Origin of the sequence: Leucobacter sp. M11 (assembly GCF_035726885.1) — a bacterium.
Classification (GTDB): Bacteria; Actinomycetota; Actinomycetes; order Actinomycetales; family Microbacteriaceae; genus JAPFRB01.
Genome location: NZ_JAPFRB010000003.1, coordinates 432,513 through 435,905, shown reverse-complemented (window position 1 = coordinate 435,905; position 3,393 = coordinate 432,513). Strand labels below are relative to the sequence as shown.

At 67.8% G+C, this 3,393-nt stretch carries 4 protein-coding genes; all 4 read left to right on the top strand.

From position 1 onward, the window contains the following. Positions 1 to 713 (top strand): ABC transporter ATP-binding protein (locus OOT08_RS10410; RefSeq protein ID WP_325092582.1); only part of this gene is annotated, 713 nt, incomplete at its 5' end. Beyond that, complete coding sequence (locus tag OOT08_RS10405) at positions 710 to 1,513, top strand: ABC transporter ATP-binding protein (RefSeq protein ID WP_325092581.1); 804 nt, start codon at positions 710 to 712, stop codon at positions 1,511 to 1,513. The genes OOT08_RS10410 and OOT08_RS10405, both read left to right, overlap by 4 nt. Then, positions 1,510 to 2,604 (top strand): endo-type 6-aminohexanoate oligomer hydrolase, encoded by a 1,095-nt coding sequence (locus OOT08_RS10400; RefSeq protein ID WP_325092580.1) that lies wholly within the window; start codon positions 1,510 to 1,512, stop codon positions 2,602 to 2,604. The genes OOT08_RS10405 and OOT08_RS10400 overlap by 4 nt, the downstream gene beginning before the upstream one ends. Positions 2,605 to 2,671: 67 nt before the next feature. Continuing rightward, complete coding sequence (locus tag OOT08_RS10395; protein ID WP_325092578.1) at positions 2,672 to 3,337, top strand: FMN-binding negative transcriptional regulator; 666 nt, start codon at positions 2,672 to 2,674, stop codon at positions 3,335 to 3,337. Positions 3,338 to 3,393 lie beyond the last annotated feature (56 nt).

Here is a 3,393-nt window from a genome sequence, read left to right as displayed (position 1 = left end):
TCGGCGAGTCCGGATCCGGGAAGTCCACCCTGTCCCAGGCGATCGGCCGCATGCTCCCACGCGCCTGTCACCTCATCAGCGGCTCAGTCACCGTCTTGGGCGAGGAGGTGAGCGCACTGAGCGCGCAGCAGATCCGTACGCTGCGCCGCGACAGCCTCGGTTTCATCCCGCAGGACCCGATCGCGTCACTGAATCCGACGATGCGCATCGGACGGCAACTCCAGTTGGCTCTCGCCCCGCTCGGCAAGGCCACCGACCGGGCGACCCTGATCGCTCTCCTGGAGAGCGTGAAGATCGTTGACCCGGAACGCGCCCTCAGTCTGTTCCCGCACGAGGTCTCCGGAGGGATGGCTCAGCGAGTCTCCATCGCGATGGCGATGGCACGCGAGCCGCACATCCTGATTGCCGACGAGCCGACCGGTTCGCTCGACGCGCAGGTGCGCGAGGACATCCTCGAGCTGATCGTCCGGCTGACCCGTGCCTCGGGCGCCAGCCTGATCTGGGTGAGCCACGACCTCGGGGCGGTCCGTCGCTGGTGCGAGCGCGTCGTCGTGATGCACCGCGGTCGAATTGTGGAAGACGGCCCGACCGATCGGGTACTCGAGCACCCCGAGCACGAGTACACCCGGACGCTCCTCTCGGCCCTGCCGACCACATCCACCATTCCGAACATTCCCTCAACCCTCATCGAGGGTGAAACGGAGCAGCCATGAGCCCCGAAACCGTGCCGGCCGGAATCCCGGACGAAGCGCACCCGCCCGTCTTGGAGCTGGACGCTGTCAGCGTCACCTTTACGAGCGGGATGGGCCGGAAACGCCGCGTCATGCGGGCGATGAACGAGGTCAGCCTGGCCGTCGCGGCTGGCGAAACCCTCGGCGTCGTCGGGGAATCCGGCTCGGGGAAATCCACCACCGGGGCGGTCGCCCTCGGGCTGCGCGCCCCAGATTCCGGCGTCGCCCGGCTCCTCGGCCGCCCGCTGAATCGGGCAACCAAAAAGGCCCTGCGTGGGAGCGTCCAGGCGGTGCTGCAGCACCCGCAGTGGTCCCTCAACCCGCGACGCCGGGTCGGCGAGTCCGTGCGCGAACCCCTCACGGTGGTCGGGCGTTCCCTGAGCCGCGCCGAGCAACAGGAACGCGTTGCGCAGATCCTCGAGCGGGTCGGCCTCGGCGCGGATATGGCCGATCGATTCCCGCACGAGCTCTCCGGCGGCCAACGCCAGCGCGTCTCGGTCGCCCGGGCGCTCATCACCGAACCCCGATTCATCGTGTTCGACGAGGCTGTCAGCGCCCTCGACGTTTCCGTGCAAATGCAGATCCTCGCGCTCATCCGTGAGCTGCAGGAGCAACACCGCTTCGGAGCCCTGTTTATCTCGCACGACCTCGGCGCCGTGCGCCGGGTTTCGGACCGGATCGCCGTGCTCTTCCGCGGCGAAATCGTAGAGAGCAACACCACCGAGTCCTTCTTCACCTCACCCCAACACCCCTACTCGCAGCAACTCTTGGAGACGCTATGACCAGCACCCCCGTTCCCGAGCACACCCCCGCCGAGCAGAGCAGCATCACCGCTGCCGCACGCGGGCCCGTCGTCGGCGCTGAACCGCGCCTGGCCGGCATTCACCCCGATGCCGGGCCCGCCAACCGCGATTTCCCCGAGCTGACCCCGGTCCGGAGCGTGGGCCGAGAGACCCTCAGCTATGATTTCCCCGGCGTGCTGGTGGGCTCGGCCCACTACGCGGAGGGCCCCACGGGCGCCACCGTGATCCACGTTCCCGCCGGGGCCCGCACCGCGGTTGACGCGCGCGGCGGGGCAGTCGGCCTCTCGGGTGGCTTCGACTTCAACCACGCGATCTGCCTCGCCGGGGGCTCTGTCCACGGCTTGGAGGCCGGAGCCGGGGTCAACAACGCTCTGCTCACCCGGCACGGGAACAACACCGGCTTCCTGGACCTGCAGCTCGTCTCCTCCGCCATCATCTATGACTTCTCGGCCCGCCCGAACTCGGTCTACCCCGACGCCGCGCTCGGCGCTGCCGCACTCGAGTACGCCGTTCCTGGCGAATTCCAGCAGGGTATCGCCGGGGCCGGGATGACCGCGTCCGCGGGCAAGGTGGACTATTCCCGCACGGAAATCACCGGGCAGGGCGCAGCCTTCCGCCAGGTCGGGGACGTGAAAATTCTCGCGATCGTGGTCCCGAACCCGGTCGGCGTCATCGTCAATCGCGACGGAGCCGTGGTGCGCGGGAACTACGACGAGAACAGCGGGACCCGCCGGCACCCGTTCTACGACTACGAGCGGGCCTTTTCCGCAGGTTTTGCCCCGGAGACCGAGTCCGGAAACACGACGATCAGCGCCCTGATCACCAACGTGAAGCTGACGCAGACCGAGTTGAACCAGTTTGCCAAGCAGGTACACAGCTCCATGCACCGCGGTATCCAGCCCTTCCACACCGACATGGACGGGGACACCCTGTTCGCCGTCACCACCGATGAGATCGAGTTGCCCGTCAGCAAGGCCAGCGCCCAGGGCCGTCTCTCCGTCACCAGCACCGCGCTGGGGGCCATCGCCTCCGAGGTGATGTGGGACGCCCTGCTCGAGGCCGCCAAGTAACCCGATTCTGGTCCCGGGGGCAGCGTCGCCTGCCCCCGGGATCGCCCCACCGACCCGAAAGCCGATCATGCACACCTTCCCCAGCTACCCCGCTCCGTCCGGAGCCGCCGCGGTTGAGTTCGTTCGCGCGAACCCCTTCGCTGTCATCGCCACCTCGCAGGGGGCAGCCGCTCCCCTCGCCACGCACACCCCCGTGGTGTTCCCACCCGGCCTGACCCCCGGAGACTCCCTCGTGGGTTCCCGGCTGTGGGGCCACATCGGCCGCGAGAATCCACACTGGCAGCAATTCGTTGAGCACCCGGAGCTGCTGCTCGTGTTCAGCACCTCGCACGCCTATGTCTCCCCGTCCGCATACGAGTACACACCCGCGGTGCCCACCCTTGATTATGCGACGGTGCATCTCACCGGCCGGGTCACCCTGATTGAGGACGAGGAAATGGCGTTGCGCGTGGTCGAGCGCACGGTCGAGGTCTTCGAAAACCGCCGGGCTGAGCCCTGGCCCATGGAAGACTCCCGCGCGGTTTTCCGCAAAATCATCGGGGGAATCGTCGCCTTCACGATCGACATCGACTCCGAGCAGGCCATGTTTAAGCTCAGCCAGGATATGCGTCCGGATGTCCACGAGCGCGTCAAACAGGACCTCCTGACCGGAGATCACGCGCACCAGGACGTCGCCGCGCTCATGAGCCAGGTCGGCACCTGCCCCCGCTCGGCGGCGGCAGGTGCGGACTAACCCAGCGCTGTCCGCACACCCCACACACACGCCAGCCAGCACGAAAGAGTCCCATG

Coding starts and splice junctions, on each gene's coding strand:
- OOT08_RS10405 (WP_325092581.1), top strand. CDS start 710: ATGAGCCCCGAAACCGTGCCGGCCGGAATCCCGGACGAAGCGCACCCG.
- OOT08_RS10400 (WP_325092580.1), top strand. CDS start 1,510: ATGACCAGCACCCCCGTTCCCGAGCACACCCCCGCCGAGCAGAGCAGC.
- OOT08_RS10395 (WP_325092578.1), top strand. CDS start 2,672: ATGCACACCTTCCCCAGCTACCCCGCTCCGTCCGGAGCCGCCGCGGTT.